The following is a 19,687-nucleotide window of genomic DNA, read 5'->3' as shown; positions in this document are numbered from 1 at the left end:
GAATTGAGATATCGCTATTCAATCCAATCACTGTCCAGATTCCCGTAATATTTCATCAAGGAACCGTCAAGATGAACACTTTTTTGCAAGATTGCTGACCGGCACAGCGACAGCACATGTGCAGCGTTTAAATGCGCCCCGGAAATGTCCGTCACATCGGTGTCATTCTCCACAATCAGGATCCGCTTTGTCTGCACAGGGGGCGTCTTGACGGTTTCTTCATAATTCCCCGACAGTTTATTGACACGGCCTCTTCATACTTCGGGTTTCAGACGCGGCTGCAATCCGCTACGAACCATATGTTTGGGTGATGAGGAATCACAATGATATCCAGAAAACTAATGCTGCAGATGACCTGTTTCAGCCTGTCCGCCACAGTGCTGCAGGCAATGGCCGACAACACTCCGCCTGCGCCAACCTTTACCGTCGGCATGGGCGCACAAAGCGCGCCGCGCTACAGCGGTTCCGATCAGCGCCACTGGCTGGTTGCGCCGGTCATTCAGGCGCGCGATGGCGCCTTTTTCTTCGATTCGCTGAAAGGTGTGGGTTATGACCTGCAGGCGGATAACGGCCTGTATCTGGAGCATACGCTGGGATATAGCCTGGGGCGGACAGACAGAAATTCCACCTGGCGGGATGGCTCGAATAAACTCAAAGGCATGGGAAATATCGATGCGACCATGAATACCGCGCTCGCGGTGGGTTGGTCAGCAACACCGTGGTTGTCTTTTGAAGGCAAAGCCACTCTGCCACTGACAGACGGGCAAGGTGTGCATTATCAGACTTCCGTCACGGTACTGCCGGTACAAAACGACACCGACACTGTCGCGCTTCAGTCGGCGGCGCTCTTTGGCGACCGGCGCTATATGAACACCTTTTATGGCGTGAGCCGCGAACAAAGCGACCGCACTAATTTCGCACCTTATCAGTCCGCCGGGGGGTTCTATGGCGTAGACAGCAGCCTGACCTGGAGTCATCAGTTCACGTCGCACTGGGGCGGCGTTGTCAGTGCCGATTACACCTGGCTGGACGACAAAGCGGGTAACAGCCCGATTGTGGTTAAGCGCGGTGGTACAACTTACAATTTTGGTGTGCTTTATACCTTCTGATGGACTGAACATGAACGTATGAAAAGTCGTCCTAAACGGCGACTTTTCATACGTCAATCCTTCTACTCTCCTATATTAAAGGCGACCCGGATGAAAGGAGATATCGCCATGCTGGTTTTGATCATTTTGTTTTATATTTTCGCCTACTATTGCGTATTTTTGATATTATCGCCGCCCTCATTCTCAGGATATTTCAGACATGCCCTGGGTTTTTTCTAAGCAAAAATATAATCCTGCATAATTAAACTGAAAAATCACACCCACAACTCCCCCAGAAAATAATCCCAGTGCACGGGGGATATCTGTATCCTTCCGTTGCATGGCGTGAGGGTTATCTCACTAAAATAAATCTGGCTTGCATCGGCAATAAAATCCACCCGGCAATAAGCGATACCTTCCGCCAGCTTTTCCGCAAGGCCGATCATGTGGCGATAAAGAACAGGTTCAGCGATTTCATGCGGGGAGTTATTGTAACCCATGGTGAGCGGAAGAATTTTCCAGTGCGGGTCATAAACATTGACATACTCATTATTCATGGCATCAGTAAAATCAGCTTCGGTAATATGTGCTTTACCTGAAAAACAATGAACTCGATAGACTTCAGGAATAAGATGTAAGGGTTTCCCCCCGAAGACATCGATAAATTTTTCACAGATTATATAAGGCTTGATATCCTTGTAGTGCCATTCACGCGTGACATAATACATATTCCGATTAAGATGATCATTAAGCTTTTTCTTTGCTGCCCGCTCATCGAACTGATGTTTATTTTTGCAGATAATCGCGCTGCCACTGTCATGACTACATTTCAATACAAACCGCTCAGGAAGATGAGATAAATCAATAAGTTCAGCCCTCTCAAAGACCCCTAAAAGCGGGACGAGATAATCGTCTCCAATTTTCGTTTTCACGTACTCCCGGACTGCAATTTTATCCGCCAGCATAGTAAAGAAAGGGTCTCTTTCGAAGATCATTCTGTTATTTATCTTCTCATTCAGGCTTTGTGGATTTTCAAAATCAGGCACTCTGCGAAACTCTTGTTGATGCTTTCGCATCCGGTAACGTAAATCACTGATAAAAAATGTACGGACTAACTTCAGCTTGTACTCTACCTTTTTCAAGGCCATTTTATAAGATTTCATGAGTCTGTTCCCGAGGTGAATAAAAAATGCCATGCAATACTCACCGAAGAGAATCAATATTTCGTCAAGGGAAACACAATGTATCGTTAACACAACACAAAAAATATATGAAGCATACTACATATTAGATGCCTAACTTATCGACGGTAAATTGCATTAAATTATATTTTGATGATATTTATTTACAATAAAATCAGTGACGCTTACGCCTGCTACAGATATCTTTGCAACGGAATAAAATGAACCCCTCAGTTACATCAAAAAATTAAATATAAATCATGCCTTAATTAAAGAATAAAGGAATAATTAATAATGAAATTTTATAAAAATCATGCAGTGCGGGATAGGCATCTCCCTTATTTTTCATGTCTGATGTTAACCGGGGCATTGATTATTGCCCCCATCACCAGCACGCGGGCAGAAGCGGTTATGCCCTTTGTCCATCCGGGACTTCTGCATACCCAGAAAGACTTTGAACGGATGCAGAGTAAAGTGTTACAAGGCACTCAGCCTTATATCGATGGCTGGCAGAAATTACGGGAAAATAAGCATGCATCCCTTGACTGGCACCCCAACCCGCAGGCCGTTATCTATCGCGGAAAGGACGGCATTCATACGGAAAATTACGGCACCTTATTTAACGACGCTGCTGCGGCTTATGCACTGGCATTGCGTTGGAAAATCTCGGGGGACGATGCGTATGCCCGCAAGGCTATCGGTATTTTAAACGCATGGACGACGACACTCACGACGATTCAGGGAGGATCTGACCGGTATCTGGCCTCAGGTCTTTATGGCTATCAGTTTGCAAACGCAGCCGAGATACTGCGTAACTCAGCCCTATGGAACCCAAAAGATTTTCATGATTTTCAAACCATGATGCTGACCGTCTTCTACCCTATGAATCAGGATTTTCTCGAGCATCATAATGGTGCGAAAATTGATCACTACTGGGCAAACTGGGATTTGGCAAACATGGACTCCATGTTAGCTATCGGCGTACTCACGGATCGCCGGGATATTTATGATAAAGCGATTACCTACTTTAAATATGGCCAGGGTAATGGTTCTGTGGAACATCTGGTGTGGAAACTCTACGGTTCTTCTCTCGGACAAGTCCAGGAAAGCGGCCGCGATCAGGCTCACTCATTACTGGATATCGCTTTGCTTGGTGCGTTCTGCCAAATGGCCTGGAGTCAGGGAGACGATTTATACGGTTACGACCATAACCGGGCTTTGCTTGGCGCCGAATACGTTGCAAAGTATAACCTAATGCATGATGTGCCCTACACCCCGTATACCAATAGTGATGTCACCCAGCCCGTCATTTCCGAAAAATTCCGCGGAGAAATGAGGCCAATCTGGGCGCTTTTTTATAACCATTATGTTGTGCTGAAAGGGATAACATCTCCTTACGTCGAAGCTTTTGCAAAAAAAGCCAGTCCCGAGGGCGGTGGGGGTGATTATGGGCCTAACAGCGGAGGTTACGACCAGCTCGGATACGGCACGCTGGTCTATACGTTGAAATAGCCAGTTTGGCAAACTTGTTGCCGGTTTTCATACGTAATCCCCACGTTTATACAACTTAGCTTATCCCGTTTAAGGAGAATCTATGCCTCAACAAAGTATGCTATGCGAGAGAATATTATTAACCAATGACGATGGTATCGATGCTCCCGGTATGGCCGTCCTGAAAAAAATCGCTCATCAACTTTCTCACGATGTCTGGATAGTTGCTCCCGTCCACGATCAGAGTGGCACGTCACATTCACTTAGCCTTCACAGTCCGTTACGTCTGAGTGAGAGAGGACCACAACGATACGCTGTGACCGGGACACCCGGAGATTGTGTAGCGTTAGCGCTCGGTCATCTGATGAAAGATAAAAAGCCAACGTTGCTGCTTTCAGGGGTTAACAGAGGGGCCAATCTGGGAACCGAGACCGTTTTTTCCGGAACCATTGGCGCTGCAATGACCGGCATGCTGATGGGGGTGACGTCCTTTGCCCTCAGCCAGGCTTTTACGGACCGCAATAATGTTCCCTGGACAGTCGCAGAAACCCGGGGCGCTGCCACTATCGAAGCGCTCTGGAAGAGTGAAAATTTCAAGGCCGGATGTCTTAACATCAATTTTCCCGTAGCCATTAACCCGGCCTTGCCGCCGCTGACCTTTACCCGTCAGGGGAAAGGATATCTGCACAATATTGACGTTATTTCACAGCGCGACCCCCGCGATCTTGAGTACTTCTGGCTCTCCCTGAAAAGGCAAAACTTACCGGATGCTCCTGAAACAGAAGCCGCCATTTTGCAACAAGGGGGGATCAGCGTGACACAATTAGGTTTTGACCGTGGTGTAACGCGTCAAAACGGCTAAATTATTTATCCCCCCTTTTCCACCGACTGCGGCACCGGTGTCTAAAGCCGCTTAATGATACGGGCCGGATTCCCCCCCACGACGCAGTTAAACGGCACGTCTTTTGTCACGACCGCGCCGGAAGCCACCACCACATTATCACCCAGGGTGACACCTGGGTTGATCACCGCACGTCCACCGATCCACACGTTATTACCAATCGTCACCGGCTTGCCGAGTTCTTTCCCGCTTATGCGCAGCTGTGCATCAAGCGGATGGGTAGCGGTATAAATGTGCACTCCTGGTGCCAGCATGCAGTTATCACCAATACGCACCTCGCATACGTCAAGGATCACGCAGTCAAAATTGGCGTAGAAATTTTTTCCCACATGGATGTTATAACCGTAATCACAGCGGAAAGTCGGCTCGATATACGCGCCCTGATGACTTCCTAACAACTCGTTAAGCCACTGTTTACGCAGTTCTTCATCATCTGGTGATGAATGGTTGTAACCATGTAAAAGCTGGCGTGCGCGCCTGCGCTCGCTAATGAGTAATGCATCATCGCTCTCATAGAGTTCGCCGGCGATCATTTTTTGTTTTTCTATATTCAACGTCATACTTCGATATCCTTTAGTGATGCGCTCATGCCAATTTCCAGCGCCATGTTTTTACAGCAACCGGTGTTTAGAAAAGGTATTTAAAGCGCACGCGTGCACCATAACGGTCATCCGTATTACCCGTTTTAACCGACGGTGTTTCAAGCCAGGAGGCATAAGCCCCCAGGTAAATATTGAAGTTAGGCATATCCATGATATCTGGCAGATGCCATGAGGTATGGAGAGTATGAATATCATACTTGCCCGGTGCCAGAATCGCGCAGTCGCTGTCGCAGTCACCGGCCACCCCGGCCATGTTGAACTTGTCGATATTGTTGTGCGCGTAGATGTAACCCACTTCCACCCTGTGCCATAAGGCATTGATGCCTGCGCTGAAATCTTTTTCGTCAGCTGCGTCGAGATAAGCCGTGCTCAGGTTAACGACCGCACCGTTTTCTGCATCAGTTTTAAGCGTATTCCAGCTCATCGTCATTCCGTAACCGGTCCGGTTCGACTGGTCAACCCAAACACCCTGCGTATTCTGATATCCGTAGGCATTATTCACCAGGTTGCTTTCGACCGCGGCGGCGACTGACCACTCGCCGGATTGCCAGGCAATAACCGGGCGGGCATAAACCACATTTTTACGGTTATCTAACGCATTGCCGTGATAGTTATTGTCGACAAATAGCGAACTGCCATCTTCTATAAGCGTGTTGAGTTCGAAATACCAGTTATCGAGTGTCTTACTGAGCAGGAAATTGCCACCGCTGCTGCTGCGCCCGCGACCCTCTTTCATCATATAGATGTAACCGTAACCGTCACTGTAGAGATCATTAGCGGTATTACCGGAATATTCAATGAACGTATCCTGATTCAGCGGGAACATATCCCAGGCCTCGAAGCGACCTATTTTAATTTTCCAGTCATCCTGCTGACCAAAGAAAAATGCCGCATCGTCGAGGTTCATTTTTCCGTTGATATCAGCCAACGGCTGAACGCTGAATCCGGCATATTTTCCATTAACCCCATTTCGCAGACCATCAAACCCCAGGAGAATACGGCCATTCATATCCCAGCGCTCTTTATTTCCCGGCGCCCAGTTTTTATTTGTGCTGGTTTTTATCGACGTCAGGCTGCCCGTGCGGCTGGCACCATCCATATTAAATTCAACGTCTCCATAAAATTTAATATCACCATTCCCGGTGAGCTGAAGCGCGGGAGTCGCAGGAGCCGCGGGAGTATTGTTTACTACGTGGGACAATTGCTTCTCCTGCCTGAGGGCGCGAATTTCAGCCTCCGCACCCGCCGCGCGCTGCTCCGTGACTTTCAGCCGCTGCTCCATTTGTTCCAGCCGTTGTTCGAGGGAAAGCGTACCCTGTGCATGGGCTACCGAGGTACATACAGACGTCAAAATACATCCGACCCAGATTTTATTCATCGGAAAAGACCTTCTTATTATTTATATTAATGTGTCATTTTTGTATAAATACAGCCCGAAGATAAACGCAGTAATAACCCGCCCATCATCAAAGACGGGTTATTTTCGACACTGGACAGGGCTTATTCCAGCTGCCAGGCTCCGGCATCTGATAATGTCGCTGTTCCATGCCAGGCAAATAAACTTAATTCGCGGCGATCGGCATCCGGATATATTCGGCTACTGAGGCATGCCTCGCCGTCATTAACGAATACCTCGACCGAAGAGCTGTCAATAAACATACGTAAAGCCAGAGGAGCGCCGGGCACCAACGGTACACTGCGCGTGCCACATAATCCGTACTGCGGATAGCGGCGCTCAAGCACCAGACGCTGCATCTGCGTATCAACATAAACACGCAGACCTTCTCCCAGGCTGAGTCCATACTGTTCCGCATCACTGCTTGCGCAATCCCAGTAAAGCACGACTTCCATGGCCTCCCCTTTGTTTGCCATGAGTGTCTGCTGGTTTTTCAAGGTACTGACAGGCCATGGGAACCAGGCCTGACGCAGCGCTTCCACCTCTTTCGCGGGACGCATTTGCAGACGATTGTCTTCAGTAAGACTCAGCTCACGCGGCAGAGACAACATCCCGGACCAGCCGTCCTGTTGCTCCGGCATCGGCGACTCCCACATATCCAGCCAGCCAATCACGATGCGGCGGCCATCCGGTGTCAGGAAACTCTGCGGGGCATAGAAATCGTGTCCGTGATCCATTTCGACGAATTCCCCTGTGCGGACAAACGGCTCTCCGGGCTGCCAGTCTCCCACCAGATAACCGCTCTGGAACAGATTGCGGTTCTCAAAGCCCTGCGCGGCCATCCCCTGCGGAGAAAACATCAGGACACGTTTGCCATTAAGGGTAAAGAAATCAGGGCACTCCCACATAAAGCCCATACCGGCTTGCGCCTCATCCAGGATCCCTTCATCCTGCCACTGACGCAAATCGGCTGAACGATACAATCGTATTTGCCCGGTATCGCCAACGCGCGCACCGACGACCATGTACCAGCTATCCCCTTCGCGCCAGACCTTAGGGTCGCGGAAATGATGCAAGTCCGGCGGGGTATCGATAATGATCCCCTCACGTTTAAAGTGAATACCATCGCGACTGGTTGCCAGACACTGCACCTGATAAAGGTTCTCGTCGTTACCGGCGTCGCCGTGAAATTTATGTCCGGTGTAAATCAGCGCCAGGGTATCGCCATCCACCACCGCCGACCCCGAAAAACACCCGTCTTTGTCTTCCGGTCCTTCCGGGGCCAGGGCAACGGGTAAGTGCTCCCAGTGAAGCAAATCTTTACTCCGCGCATGCCCCCAGTGCATCGGCCCCCACTGAGTGGAATAAGGATGATGCTGATAAAAGGCGTGATACCAGCCATCAAACCAGATCAGGCCATTAGGATCGTTAATCCAGCCAGCCCTTGCAGCAAGGTGATAGCGCGGATACCAGCGCAGGTTTAGCATCTCGCGCTTAGCCTGAAGTTCCTGTTCAGCATGAGCAATTGTATAGGTCATCGTTTTCTCTCTTTTCAATCAGATAGTAGAAAGTTGTGGTATCTGCGGATCCATTGAGGTTTTACCGGAACGCAACAGGAAAATAGAAATAAAGGTGATGCAGAACACCATTAACCCCATGAACAGATAGGACTGAGCAAATCCATATTTTTCGTAGCTGTAGCCAGCGAGGGGTGACAATACGGTGGCAATTACGGATCCCGTACAGGCAAAACCCACCAGATAGAGCGTGGATGAGAGACGTTTATCGAAGTTAAGGCTGTTGTATTTGAAGATAGAGATAAGCAGTATCGGGAGTTCAACCGCATGCAGCAGCTTGGTGATAGAGATAAGCAGAGGGCCTTCCACTAATCCGGAGGCGACCATGCGCATCGCCATCACCATGCCGGCGAAAATCAGACCATTTTTAGCACCTAGACGATTTACCAGCCATGGCGCACAGAACATGCCTGCGGCCTCCAGGAATACCTGAAACGAATTAAGATAGCCGTACATCGCATTCCCTTCATGTTGCGTCGGGAACTGTGAGGAAAAATAGACCGGGAACTGTTGATCGTAGACGCCGTAAATACAGGTGCCGACCACAAAGAATACCAGCGCCCAGAAACGCGGCAGGGTCAGCAGGCGTAATGCATCCTCAAGCGTGACTTTCCCCCCCGCCACGGCTTCCTGCATGGCATGGGGCGCAGAAGAGACGCGTAAACGCATCAAAAGTATGAAGAAGACCAGACCAGAACAGCTGGCAACCGCGAAATTTAATTTCGGGTTAATATTAAACAATAACCCGGCGAAAAAGGTTGCCACAGCCCAACCCAGCGACCCCCACATCCTTGCTTTTCCGAATTCAAACTGGCTCTGACGGGCGACACGCTCGGTGTAAGACTCAAGGACACCAATACCGCCATTGAAAGTCAGACCGATATAGATGCCGCCAAAAAAACTGCCCAGAAAGACGTTAATTTTCAGTAGATGGCCAAAAAGCAGATAGGCCGGACCGGAAAAAATTAATAATGCCGTGATAAACCAGAGCAAATTCTTACGCAGCCCCAGCTTATCCTGAATAAAACCATAACAAATTTGCACAAACAGAGTGGAAAAAGACACCACTGAAAAAATTATCCCGGTATCCCCTGCTTTCAGACCGACTTCCTGATGTAGCCAAATCGAGAGCAGTGAGCCTGTAGAGGACCAGGTTACAAAGAAAAAGAACAATAAAGCGCTGAGTATCAGATAACTTTGAGAATGACGGGTTTTCATCATGGCAATCTCATGCTGAGGTGGAGCGCAAATGATAACGTTAACATAAAATAAGGCGCATGCCGTTTTGCTGTAATTCTAGATGTTAATCACAAAAGTTAACGTTAACATAAGCAGTATGAGATCATGATCAACTTTTCTTATTCACTGCAACCCACACCCGGACACCAAAATCACGTATGATCCTTTTACATCAGCAAGTTAGTTTTATAACCTGTGGCGTAATGAGCAGGCAGGAGCAAAAAGAATGGCGTCCCTGAAAGATGTGGCAAAACTGGCGAATGTATCACTGATGACGGTTTCCAGGGCACTAAACTCCCCGGAACGTCTAAAGCCTGAGACCTTGTCACGCGTACAATCTGCTATCGATGCGACGAATTACGTGCCCGATTTATCGGCCAAAAAAATACGTGGCGCTCACGCGATTGCAAAAACCATCGGTGTGCTGGCACTTGATACCGTCACCACCCCCTTTTCAGTGGAAATCACACTCTCCATTGAAGAAACAGCACGTGCGCATGGCTGGAACAGCTTTGTGGTTAACATGTTTTCTGATGACAGCCCGGAAAATATCGTTGATTTGCTTCTCTCACACCGACCGGATGGCATTATCTATACAACAATGGGATTGCGACAGGTGCCGCTACCCGAGAAGTTGTTAAACCTTCCCTGTGTGCTCGCCAATTGCGAAAGCCTGCATCAGCAGGTAGCGAGTTATATTCCGGATGACGAACATGGACAATATGCAGCGGTACGTGCACTTTTGTCTGCAGGCTATCGTCGCCCGCTCTGCTTACATTTGCCTGCAACACATCTTGCCACTGTCAGACGCCGCAAAGGTCTGGAACAAGCATGTATGGAGGCGGGGCTGGTTTCTGAGACACTCGACCACTATTACATGGAATATGGTGATGAGCATTATCGGGATATTCCGGCGATTGTGCAGGCACATATTCATCAGAAAAAACCCTTATTCGATTCGGTGATTTGCGGTAACGATCGCATCGCGTTTATGGTGTACCAGACGCTCCTGGCGCAAGGCCTGAGGATCCCCGAAGATGTGGCAGTTATAGGTTACGATAATATGGTGGGGATCGGTGATTTGTTCCTGCCGTCGTTGTCAACGGTACAATTACCCCATTATGAAATTGGCAGGCTCAGCGCGCTTCACATTATAGAGGGTAAATCCCATCGCGATATAATCAAAGTTGACAGCCCGTTACTGCTTCGTCAGTCAATGAATACAGTAAAATGAATTATCTTCAACTCTGCCGATGAATTGGCATGAGTTCATCCAAAATTCAGTAGTATCGGTCATACCGAATAAAAAGCTGTCATTATATTATGGAATGAAATAATACAATGCAGTATTAATTCTAACAATAAAGAATCATGGCGCCATTTTACAGCGTTCCGCTATTCATCGCACTAAGATAAACATGTGATCTTAATCATATTTTTAATAAAACAAAGAAATACTTTTTTAATTTAAACTAATATAAATCAACAGCTTAGTGTATATTTTAGAGTAAACATAAATTCAGCACTAAAATAAATTATTTTTTTACCGATAAGTATTTTAATTACGATATGCGAGCATCATGGATTGAATAATAGTGCAGGAGAAAAACAAAATCACAGTGCTCGCCCAATATACTAATATTAACAACACAGGTAAAATTTATTATGACTGAATTAAATATTTATGGTCAGACATTGGGTAAAGAATTACCCGACTGGCAGCCACATGCGCTTCCTCAAAAAGTTATCCTCAGAGGAAAATATTGCTATCTTGAGCCAATTGACGTTAAGCATAGCCGGGACTTATTCGATGCCTGGCACAGTATTGATGATGAGCGTGACTGGACGTACTTTCATATTAAACGCCCCGTCACTATCAAACAGTGCGATTACTACATCGCTTCTCTTGCCGCAAGCAAGGATCCCATTTTTTACGCAGTAATCAATATATCTACAGGTAAAGCTGTTGGATTTCTTGCGCTACAGCGAATGGATCCTGATAACGGTTCTGTAGAGATAGGCTGGATTAACTGGTCACCGCTGATGAAACGCACCTTTTGCAGTACTGAGGCCATATTCCTATTGCTCTATTATGTACTGGAAACATTACGGTATCGCCGGTGTGGATGGAAATGTGACAGCCTGCATGAGGCAGCGATCAGTGCGGCAGAAAGACTCGGATTTACCTATGAAGGTACTCTCAGGCAGACACAGGTTTCAAAGGGGCACAGCCGTGATGTCCGCTGGTATTCTATCATCGACTCTGAATGGGATGGCATCAGACAGGCTATGGAGCTTTGGTTAAGTCCCTCTAATCTTGACGAACGAAGAAAACAAAAACACCGGCTGGCCGAATTTATGCCTCACCTCTGACAGGTACATCATTGCCAACGATGCGCACTGCTGATCTGGAAGCAGTGCGTATCATAGAGACACCTGATTATCTGAAGATGAGCCACCCTCCTCCTCCCGTTAAATTTTAACTCACTTTCCTTTTTATCCACTTTTCCACAGGCCAGATCCAATAATAAGATCCTATAGAGATCATCTAATAGATCAAAAGAGATCCCCGCTTCGCTACAAGCCTTGCGCTATAAGGGATTGATCGACATAAGAAACCACTATAAGGAGCAAACTAACCGCTATAGAGAGCTTAGTAACCACTATGAACAGCAAGTTAACTTCGCTGGTGAGTGACTAAAAACCACTAGAGTGAGTAAACCATCATCAGTACTGTGCATAATATTATCCCTTAAGGAATGAGATAATTGCCTGAAAAATAAATGACAAGTCTTCCGGCTGTCCGAAGACTTGTCATGATGTACACAGTTTATGCACCTGCCAGATACGGGGCTGCAATGGTCATTGTGGATCCTTATCGGAAAATTTAACCTTCTGTTTTTAAAGTTATCCTCTTGTTCGATCCAATAATAAGATCCAAATAGAACCTAAAAGAACCAAAGAGATCCCCGCACCTCTGGAGGCCTTGCGCTATTTGGGTAAAATGAAGATCGTTAACCGCTATAGGGAGTAAAACAACCACTATAAAAAGCAAATTAACCACTATGTGTGGTAGTAAAACCGCTATAGTGAGTGTTAGTATCCACTGTATCGTGTACAGAGAGACTCTTATGCACATTCATTGTGAGAGCAGATAATGTCTGGAAATGAGCCAAAAAACATAGAGATAGCGAAAGCTTTCGCAGAAACGGATAAGCGAACAGGTGAACTTGTTACTCTGGTTCCTAACAGCAATAACACGGTTCAGCCTGTAGCACTTATGCGGTTGGGCTTATTTGTACCCACGTTGAAATCGACTGCCCGGGGCCGTAAAGGTCAGATGAATTCCATGGATGTCACTTCGGAGCTCAAGCAACTTTCGATCGTCAAGTCTGAAGGATATGAAAACATTAAGATCACCGGTGCCCGGCTTGATATGGATAATGATTTCAAGACATGGGTCGGGATCATTCATGCCTTTGCCAAGCATAAGGTCCTGGGAGACTCTGTATACCTGCCTTTCGTTGAGTTCGCTAAATTATGTGGCATTCCTTCCGCGCGCTCCTCAGCGAAGCTCAGGGCGCGTTTGGAAGCCTCTCTGGAACGTATCGCAACCAACACGTTGTCGTTTTCCAATAAGGAGGGGGACTATTATGTTACTCACCTTGTTCAGTCAGCAAAATATAGCCCGAAAAAGGATGTCGTCGAGTTACAGGCGGATCCGAAGATTTTTGAGTTGTATCAATTCGATAAGAAAGTTCTTCTTCAGCTCAGGGCAATCAACGAACTATCTCGCAAGGAGTCGGCGCAGGCTCTCTATACCTTTATTGAAAGCCTGCCGACAGATCCCGCTCCCATATCCATGTCGCGCCTGCGTGCCCGCCTTAATCTGACATCACGAGCGATCACTCAGAACGCTACTGTTCGTAAGGCAATGGAACAACTTAAGGCTATTGGCTATCTCGACTATACGGAGGTCAAACGCGGTAAAGCCGTGTATTTCTGTATCCACTATAGGCGGCCAAAATTACGACCAGCTCAGATCCCGACAGGTATAGGCGATGATGTCTATGATGTCCTGGACGATGAACATATTATTGATATCCCTGCCGAGAAAGATGTCGATCCTAGCGCGCCGCGTGAGATGGTCATGCTGACGAAAGAAGAACTTGAGTTGCTTGAACAACTTCGACAGGCAAAGAAATAGCATCGATACCTTCGTTATCCCTCTGACCTGAAGCCTGTTGTGTTATCAGCAGGCTTTTTTCATAACCACTGTGGTAAGCAAATTAACCACTGTAGTGAGAAGCGCAACCACTGCAATCAGCAAACTCAGCGATTATCAAATCCACCAACCACTGCGGTTAGTAATCTTTACTCGCTCTAGTGGTTGTTTGCGTGTTTTACCCTAACCCCCCTAGTAGTTACTAACCTGAAGCCCCTTATGATAGTTAGGTTAGTACTTGCTTACATTTTCCACTTCACCTCTATTTACTCTTTACAGTGGTTAATGCTCTCCATAGTGGTTTTACTCACTTTAGTGGATGTTACTCTCTGCAGTGGTTGCTTCTCACTACAGTGTTTTCAGATTTCGTGTAAGTTCTTTTGCTCACTCTAGTGGTTAATGCTCTCTATAGTAGATATTATTAATGTCTGAGTTTTTAGCGGATTAAAGTGTCTTGGAAGAGGTTTGAGACAGTGTCACTTTTACCGTGGTACTTTTAAGACCACTTTTCTGAGGTCTGCTTAGCTGGCTGAGGAATGACCCTACCCCCGATAATCTACACCCCTTCAGAAACAGAATTCCGGCCTTTACGCGGAGATTGTACAGATGGAAAGTCAGGTTTCAGATGGGAGAACGCTCACTCTTCCGCTTTGGGTCATTCATCGGAGTGACCAAATAATCGCAGAAATTGGTGTGCATAAAGTCTACGAAGGCGCGCACCTTTGGCGTAATTTTTCGGTTGCTGGGCCACATTATATGAATAGTATTAGCATCCGTTACGTAGGCATCCAGCAAGGTTTTCAGGCGTCCTTCAGCGACCGGAGTTCTGACAGAGAAATCGGGCACACATGCGATCCCGCGCCCGGCAAGAGTCATATAAAGCAACGCGTCCAGGCTATTGCATACCATCGACAAGGGCAGCGATGATATTGCTGCTGTACCGGCGGTGTGTTCGAGTGGCCACTGGTATATTTTGCCAGTGGGCGTCCAACGATAATGCAGGCATGCATGATTCAAAAGATCGTCCGGTTTTGTGGGGATACCTTTTTCTTTCAAATATGACGGTGCGGCGACAAGGCAGGCTCGATAGGGTCCCAGCGGGCGGGATACCAGACGTGAATCGCGAAGCGAGTTCCCCCGAATTACCACATCAAATCCTTCATCGACCACATCAACAAGTCGATCGGTGAAATCCAGATCGAGTTCAATCTCGGGATAGCGCGCCATGAATGCTGAGAGGACGGGCAGCGGCAACCCTGCTGAAAGTGCCAGACCCACCCTTAGTCGTCCGCGTGGGTGTTGTGTCATTGCGCTGAGTTCATCTTCCGCTGCCTGGATTTCACCAAAAATGCGTCCGCACCTTTCGAGGAACATCTCTCCTTCTGAGGTAAGGCGGACGCTACGTGTGCTGCGCTGGAAAAGCCGCACGCCAACACGCTCTTCAAGCCGGGAAATACTTTTACTGACTGCGGACGCAGAAATGCCAAGGTTTCGCCCCGCTTCGGCAAAGCTCCGTGTCCTCGCTGTTTGAACAAACACCTCCAGCCCTCCCAGTGCGCTGAAACTATCCACAATCTCCTCCCGAAAATTTCATTACTGACATTTTTGTCATATCTGAAATGAACTTTACCCCGCTTAATGACGCACGATCAATGGCGTTAGGATGAACCTGAAAGGTGCCTGGTCTCTTACCAGGCACTGGCTGAAATTTACTAATGAGGAGAATTTTTTCATGGTCACCACTGAGCATCTCGATGCGTATCTCAACGCTATGGGCAAGCGTCACGTTGAAGGGCTCGAGGCCTATATGGCGGATAATGTCATACTTCGCAGCCCAATTGTTCCTGTTCCATTTGAAGGAAAAGAACTTGTTTTTCAGATAGTTTCCCGGCTTCTTGAGACCATCGATGACTTTGAGCTGAAGCTCCTTTTGCGTGACGGAGCAGACTTTGTTGCAGTGTTCACCATTAAGTTTGGTGACCATATTATTGACGGCATGGACCACATGCATTTAGACGATATGGGCTTTATTGACAACATGACTGTGGCATGGCGCCCACTTGCGTCAGTTGTCGCAGTGCAGCAAAAACTTGCTCCGAAACTGGGAGGCAAGCCGATGCAGCTGGTTCCTTTGGAATAATCAGGTTTAAACGCTAACAATGGCAGTAGAATCGTAGCCTCAACTGCGCGCAGGAATGGCATTGCAACCGGTCAATCCTGCTGTCTGCGTTGCAAACCGCAGAATTCTACTTTAGCTATTTTTAGTTGCCGGTCTGACTATATCTGGCACAGGCTATATAAAATGTTTTTTGAACGCAGATACTGCCAGAAACCGTGTTCATATCAGGTGGTAAACCAGCCCCACAGTGGCACAGCCGGCAATGACGTGTGTCACTTTGAATTTAAACCTGAACAGGGCGACCGCCGCGGCAAGTGCAATTACTGCCGCAACCCTGTCGGTTCCCCCTCAAAACTCCTTGGCCACAGTACGTGATATCTGCCCGGCCGGATCGCCGAAGCTGATGAACCCCCGTTTCAACCAGAATAAGAAGGCTTCCCAAAACTGACCGGATGCGCAGGCGCCACTGTCATCATAAGTGGCGGACTTTTATTCATGAATTCTAATCCCGCTTGTTATGACTGATAATTGAAAATATTATAAGTAATTGTTTTTAAATAATTAACCTGAGATATTTCGAGTTACGTTGTCACTTTTAATGAGCGCTAGATTTGTTAAAGTAAAAAAAGTATTACTTCATAAATATTAATTAGTTAATATTACTTCACATTTAGCTTTTATGCGTTATTATTTAGGAAATGCTATTTTCGATATCACAGGTGACAAATGATCACGATTATTGGATGCAATAAAGGTGGGGCAGCCAAAACCACTACTGCTATTAATCTGGCTGTAGGCCTGGCCCTTCGTGGCGAAGATGTATGTCTCGTCGATGCTGACGTTCAGCGTTCAGCTTCAAGGTGGTATGCAGAACGTGAAGCTGCAGGAATTAGCCCATCCATTACCCTGATTGAAAAACGAGATAACATTTCTCAAACGCTAAGAAGCCTTGATGAAAAATTTGCTCATGTCATCGTTGATGTTGCTGGTCGCAATAGCCGTGAGCTAATCACCGGAGGCACGGTCGCACATCAGATTATCGCCCCACATCAATGCTCACAGTTAGATCTTGATACTATGGTTGAATTGCAGCAGCAGTTGGAAAGTATGCGAGATCTCAATCCCGAGCTTAAGGCGTACTGCTATCAAAGTATGGCAACCACGAACCCGCTGTTGCAGGGCAATGAACGACATGAGTTTCTTGAATATGTTCGCGAATTTGAAGGGCTCATTCCTTTGACTGCCACCGCATGTTACCGAAAGGTTTACCGCGATGTGATGTCCGAAGGTAAATCTGTACTGGAAACAACTAATGAAAAAGCCAAGGCAGAAGTGCTGGCATTGATGAATGAGGTATTTTAATGGCTCTAAAAAAACCCCCTTTTTCAAATCGTCGTGTTGTTACGGAAGCTGAGGCTGACGCGCTGGCTAACAGACTGGCTGACCGCCCCTACGGTGACGAAAAAGTTGTGGAACCGGCTCAGGAAATCCTGACCAGGACAACCATCTCAATACCTCAGAATACGTTGCGCGAGCTTGAAGATCTTGCTCTCCATAATAAGCGTATCGGTGTAGCTCCAAAAAGCGTCAGCGCAATCATTCGCGACGCATTGGAAGCCTACCTAAAAAAGGTTTGATATTTTAATGGCATGGGCAGTTATATATGATGCTGCCACTGCCAGGTTTGCAGGTAAAATTAGCTCTTTTAAAATTTCCCACCATTCTACAACTCCCCTCCCCCACCTGAAGTTACCGACTAACACAGCTTTAGCGTTGTGGTAACTCTCTGTTTTTATTTTAAAATTCTGAAATTTGTTTCATAAGGTTTGCCATTCACTACCCTACTTATGATGTAATAAGTATTACTTAGTAACTATGCAAAAATCTGTTTTTAATCGCTCATTACCCTATGAAGTTTGGTCCCTCGAAACTGCGGTTTGTTGTTGAAGTTGTAACCTGATTTTACGCTAATAAATAATAAGTATGAAATGTTAAGTATGCTATTTCTGAAAGGCCAGGCTCCCTTTAATCTTCAAATGATTCCGATTATTAAATAATATGTATGAAGTATGAAAATAATACCTCACGCCTCACACCTCACACCTCACACCTCACACCTCATAAAGTTTAAATGATGAGTTTTTTGGGCGCAAGGTTGAGACATGGCGGATTAGGAGTCATCGCGGTGAAATGACTTAATTCAGGAACTGCGTGGGGTGAGTTCACTTTTCAAGAACAGAGGATAGCTGATCAATGTAATGGCCGTGTAGGGTATTATTTCATACTTATGAATGCATAATTATTACTTATTAGACGTTGTTAATGAATGTTGAATTAACATAAATTTCAGGTGCATTGATATGGCAGCTCCAGACTGAACTGCTGGCCCTTTAGAAAGAGGGGAGTGAGAATAATAAGTAATATTTACTCCTTTTTAAGTGTTAAGTATTAACTCACAACTCACAACTCACAACTCACTCTTGACGATTCCTGCCACCTCTAACGTAATAAATATGAGTTCATATCTAATAAGTTATAAGAAACGATAAATCAATATCAGGTGTGATTTCACACTTCATACTTAATGTTTCATATTTCATGTTTAATCATTCATACTTAACACATAATCATCCAATATGAATGTTGACCTGTGCCCAGATTTATTCACAGAAACAGCGGGTAAGGCTTTGGAACAAAAATGGGTAATAATTTTTTGTTTAACCTGGTAACCCGATCCCGAAATCCTGCTCCATTTTTTCAGTAAGCAGGGCCTGGCGCCGCGCCGCCAGTGTCTACGTCGTAACAAATCAGCACAGCTGTGACCGCCTCAGCCTCAGGGTTTATATCCTCATCATGTCTGAACCACACCAATACAGAGTTGCATAAAAACTTTTTTGTTCATGATTCGTGAACAAACATCAGGCGTGAACAAATGAAGCCTTAACGACTTGTCACAAAAGCTGCCGAAAATATGCCCTACGGCATCAGATTAGATTATGAACTTACTGAAGGGGAGGGCGGTACTGATGGAAGCGCCACACTGACTACCTCATATGGGCAGAAAACACATTTTACTCTGGAAGTAAAAACGGTCCACCGAATGGAGACCCTTTCTGGCGTTGAAAGACGGACTCTCACGCCAGTCAATAGTTTGCCGGTGTTGCTTATTTGTAATCGGCTTTCCCCGGCGCGGGTGGATTACTGCTCGCAAAACCGCATTAACTTTATCGACAGCGCCGGAAATGCGCGCATTGATGTACCGGGACTTTGCATCATCATCCAGGGAAAGCAGGAAGAAAAAAAGGTTACTGCAGCAGGAGGGATATTCCCTGCTGGGGTCATGAAATTTTTGTTTGTTGTGCTTTCCGAACTATCTGCGGCGCTCAGGGTATTCCTTACTTTATTGCGGGTACAACGGCGCGCGAAATCCTGCTTCACCATGTGTATGGGAGAGCCATCGGCCGCCGTACCCGTGATATTGATTTCGCAGTTTTTGTTCAGGAGTGGCAACTGTTTGACGACCTGAAGCAAGCATTAACTGCAGCGGGTGCAAACACGATAAAAGGGAATGCCCATCGTCAAGTACTGGAGGATATTGAACTCGACATCATTCCTTTTGGCGGCGTTGCTGAGGCAAATAAAATTGCCGGGCCACCAGACCGGGAAGTTGTAATGGCGGTTGATGGTTTTGAGGAAGCATTCAGGCATACGGTATTGATAACAATGCAATCTGGTGAAGAGATCCCTTTCTGCTCAGTGCCTGGTCTCGCGCTGGAGCAGCCACTCGCCTTTGTCGACGAGGTGCGCGCCACGTTCGCCAGGCTGCGTTAGCCTTAACCGGAATGGCCAGCGATCGATGTTATTTTCA

At 46.7% G+C, this 19,687-nt stretch carries 16 protein-coding genes; 10 read left to right on the top strand and 6 right to left on the bottom strand.

The annotated features are described in order from the left end of the window. Positions 1-323: 323 nt before the first annotated feature. The gene (locus tag ACOZIO_RS23975; RefSeq protein ID WP_129955445.1) at positions 324-1,109 is read left to right on the top strand and encodes a MipA/OmpV family protein; all 786 of its coding nucleotides are present in this window, start codon (positions 324-326) and stop codon (positions 1,107-1,109) included. Positions 1,110-1,363: 254 nt separating this feature from the next. On the opposite strand, the gene ACOZIO_RS23970 is transcribed toward ACOZIO_RS23975, so the two are convergent. Next, entirely contained in the window at positions 1,364-2,251 is an 888-nt protein-coding gene (locus ACOZIO_RS23970) for an ATP-grasp fold amidoligase family protein (protein ID WP_129955446.1), read from the bottom strand. A 312-nt stretch (positions 2,252-2,563) separates the two neighbouring features. Between ACOZIO_RS23970 and ACOZIO_RS23965 the strand changes: the two genes are divergently transcribed. Beyond that, on the top strand, positions 2,564-3,781 hold the full coding sequence (locus ACOZIO_RS23965; RefSeq protein ID WP_205952708.1) for an alginate lyase family protein: 1,218 nt from the start codon (positions 2,564-2,566) through the stop codon (positions 3,779-3,781). An 82-nt stretch (positions 3,782-3,863) separates the two neighbouring features. Then, entirely contained in the window at positions 3,864-4,622 is a 759-nt protein-coding gene (gene surE / locus ACOZIO_RS23960; protein WP_129992207.1) for a 5'/3'-nucleotidase SurE, read from the top strand. 41 nt (positions 4,623-4,663) lie between these two features. Here surE and maa read toward each other — a convergent pair whose 3' ends face one another. From maa to ACOZIO_RS23940, 4 genes are all read right to left on the bottom strand, one after another. Continuing rightward, positions 4,664-5,215 carry a maltose O-acetyltransferase gene (gene maa / locus ACOZIO_RS23955; RefSeq protein WP_421595833.1) on the bottom strand — a complete coding sequence of 184 codons (552 nt, stop codon included), beginning with the start codon at positions 5,213-5,215 and terminating at the stop codon, positions 4,664-4,666. Positions 5,216-5,288: 73 nt separating this feature from the next. Further along, positions 5,289-6,641, bottom strand: coding sequence for a carbohydrate porin (locus ACOZIO_RS23950; protein WP_217156763.1), 1,353 nt, complete (start codon positions 6,639-6,641; stop codon positions 5,289-5,291). Positions 6,642-6,763: 122 nt separating this feature from the next. Then, entirely contained in the window at positions 6,764-8,197 is a 1,434-nt protein-coding gene (locus ACOZIO_RS23945) for a glycoside hydrolase family 32 protein (RefSeq protein ID WP_421595817.1), read from the bottom strand. 18 nt (positions 8,198-8,215) lie between these two features. After that, positions 8,216-9,457 (bottom strand): MFS transporter, encoded by a 1,242-nt coding sequence (locus ACOZIO_RS23940; RefSeq protein ID WP_129992204.1) that lies wholly within the window; start codon positions 9,455-9,457, stop codon positions 8,216-8,218. A gap of 244 nt (positions 9,458-9,701) precedes the next feature. Between ACOZIO_RS23940 and ACOZIO_RS23935 the strand changes: the two genes are divergently transcribed. The 3 genes from ACOZIO_RS23935 to ACOZIO_RS23925 all read left to right on the top strand — a co-directional run bounded on the left by ACOZIO_RS23935 (position 9,702) and on the right by ACOZIO_RS23925 (position 13,682). Further along, complete coding sequence (locus tag ACOZIO_RS23935; RefSeq protein ID WP_129992203.1) at positions 9,702-10,709, top strand: LacI family DNA-binding transcriptional regulator; 1,008 nt, start codon at positions 9,702-9,704, stop codon at positions 10,707-10,709. Positions 10,710-11,140: 431 nt separating this feature from the next. Beyond that, positions 11,141-11,848 carry a GNAT family N-acetyltransferase gene (locus ACOZIO_RS23930; protein ID WP_129955452.1) on the top strand — a complete coding sequence of 236 codons (708 nt, stop codon included), beginning with the start codon at positions 11,141-11,143 and terminating at the stop codon, positions 11,846-11,848. A 784-nt stretch (positions 11,849-12,632) separates the two neighbouring features. Further along, a complete protein-coding gene (locus tag ACOZIO_RS23925) occupies positions 12,633-13,682 on the top strand; it encodes a RepB family plasmid replication initiator protein (protein WP_421595815.1) in 1,050 nt (349 codons plus the stop codon). Positions 13,683-14,321: 639 nt separating this feature from the next. On the opposite strand, the gene ACOZIO_RS23920 is transcribed toward ACOZIO_RS23925, so the two are convergent. Further along, positions 14,322-15,272, bottom strand: a complete 951-nt coding sequence (locus tag ACOZIO_RS23920; RefSeq protein ID WP_129992246.1) for a LysR family transcriptional regulator — start codon at positions 15,270-15,272, stop codon at positions 14,322-14,324. Positions 15,273-15,363: 91 nt separating this feature from the next. Here ACOZIO_RS23920 and ACOZIO_RS23915 point away from each other — a divergent pair, with 91 nt between their 5' ends. The 4 genes from ACOZIO_RS23915 to ACOZIO_RS23900 all read left to right on the top strand — a co-directional run bounded on the left by ACOZIO_RS23915 (position 15,364) and on the right by ACOZIO_RS23900 (position 19,650). Continuing rightward, positions 15,364-15,840 carry a nuclear transport factor 2 family protein gene (locus ACOZIO_RS23915; RefSeq protein WP_240782871.1) on the top strand — a complete coding sequence of 159 codons (477 nt, stop codon included), beginning with the start codon at positions 15,364-15,366 and terminating at the stop codon, positions 15,838-15,840. 705 nt (positions 15,841-16,545) lie between these two features. Beyond that, entirely contained in the window at positions 16,546-17,181 is a 636-nt protein-coding gene (locus ACOZIO_RS23910) for an AAA family ATPase (RefSeq protein WP_129955455.1), read from the top strand. Beyond that, positions 17,181-17,456 (top strand): ribbon-helix-helix protein, CopG family, encoded by a 276-nt coding sequence (locus tag ACOZIO_RS23905; protein ID WP_421595814.1) that lies wholly within the window; start codon positions 17,181-17,183, stop codon positions 17,454-17,456. The genes ACOZIO_RS23910 and ACOZIO_RS23905 overlap by 1 nt, the downstream gene beginning before the upstream one ends. A 1,630-nt stretch (positions 17,457-19,086) precedes the next feature. After that, on the top strand, positions 19,087-19,650 hold the full coding sequence (locus ACOZIO_RS23900; RefSeq protein WP_421595812.1) for a hypothetical protein: 564 nt from the start codon (positions 19,087-19,089) through the stop codon (positions 19,648-19,650). Positions 19,651-19,687: the final 37 nt, after the last annotated feature.

The sequence above is a fragment of the Rahnella sp. PD4 genome (genome assembly GCF_049199325.1).
GTDB lineage: Bacteria > Pseudomonadota > Gammaproteobacteria > Enterobacterales > Enterobacteriaceae > Rahnella > Rahnella perminowiae.
This window is presented reverse-complemented; position numbering and strand designations above follow the sequence as displayed.

Excerpts from the sequence above, each read along its gene's own strand:
- ACOZIO_RS23975 (WP_129955445.1), top strand. The coding sequence starts at position 324 with ATGATATCCAGAAAACTAATGCTGCAGATGACCTGTTTCAGCCTGTCC.
- ACOZIO_RS23970 (WP_129955446.1), bottom strand. The coding sequence starts at position 2,251 with ATGAAATCTTATAAAATGGCCTTGAAAAAGGTAGAGTACAAGCTGAAG.
- ACOZIO_RS23965 (WP_205952708.1), top strand. The coding sequence starts at position 2,564 with ATGAAATTTTATAAAAATCATGCAGTGCGGGATAGGCATCTCCCTTAT.
- surE (WP_129992207.1), top strand. The coding sequence starts at position 3,864 with ATGCCTCAACAAAGTATGCTATGCGAGAGAATATTATTAACCAATGAC.
- ACOZIO_RS23950 (WP_217156763.1), bottom strand. The coding sequence starts at position 6,641 with ATGAATAAAATCTGGGTCGGATGTATTTTGACGTCTGTATGTACCTCG.
- ACOZIO_RS23945 (WP_421595817.1), bottom strand. The coding sequence starts at position 8,197 with ATGACCTATACAATTGCTCATGCTGAACAGGAACTTCAGGCTAAGCGC.
- ACOZIO_RS23940 (WP_129992204.1), bottom strand. The coding sequence starts at position 9,457 with ATGATGAAAACCCGTCATTCTCAAAGTTATCTGATACTCAGCGCTTTA.
- ACOZIO_RS23935 (WP_129992203.1), top strand. The coding sequence starts at position 9,702 with ATGGCGTCCCTGAAAGATGTGGCAAAACTGGCGAATGTATCACTGATG.
- ACOZIO_RS23930 (WP_129955452.1), top strand. The coding sequence starts at position 11,141 with ATGACTGAATTAAATATTTATGGTCAGACATTGGGTAAAGAATTACCC.
- ACOZIO_RS23925 (WP_421595815.1), top strand. The coding sequence starts at position 12,633 with ATGTCTGGAAATGAGCCAAAAAACATAGAGATAGCGAAAGCTTTCGCA.
- ACOZIO_RS23915 (WP_240782871.1), top strand. The coding sequence starts at position 15,364 with ATGAACCTGAAAGGTGCCTGGTCTCTTACCAGGCACTGGCTGAAATTT.
- ACOZIO_RS23910 (WP_129955455.1), top strand. The coding sequence starts at position 16,546 with ATGATCACGATTATTGGATGCAATAAAGGTGGGGCAGCCAAAACCACT.
- ACOZIO_RS23905 (WP_421595814.1), top strand. The coding sequence starts at position 17,181 with ATGGCTCTAAAAAAACCCCCTTTTTCAAATCGTCGTGTTGTTACGGAA.